The following is a 254-nucleotide window of genomic DNA, read 5'->3' as shown; positions in this document are numbered from 1 at the left end:
GCTCGGCCGGGCGCTGGGGCTGGCGGTGGTGGCCGAAGGGGTCGAGACCGACGCCCAGGCCGGTCACCTGCGCCGTCTTGGTTGCCACATCCTTCAAGGTTTTCTGTATGGCCGGCCGATGCCGGCGGCGGATTTCGCCACCTACATTGCCCGACCTTTCCGGAGCGCATCCGCATCATGATGCCCATACCTCGCCTTCGTCGTGCCCCGCCGCCCCGCCTGCGCGTGCTCGCGGCGCTGCTCGCCGCCACCCT

General features: G+C 70.5%; 1 protein-coding gene. It reads left to right on the top strand.

Features of this window, described 5'->3' with window-relative positions; genetic code table 11:
- A partial coding sequence (locus L6Q67_RS23735; RefSeq protein ID WP_296576037.1) for an EAL domain-containing protein occupies positions 1-181 on the top strand: 181 nt, incomplete at its 5' end.
- Between the last annotated feature and the right edge of the window lie 73 nt (positions 182-254).

Source organism: Zoogloea sp., from assembly GCF_023150065.1.
In the GTDB taxonomy this organism is placed as follows: domain Bacteria; phylum Pseudomonadota; class Gammaproteobacteria; order Burkholderiales; family Rhodocyclaceae; genus Zoogloea.
This window is presented reverse-complemented; position numbering and strand designations above follow the sequence as displayed.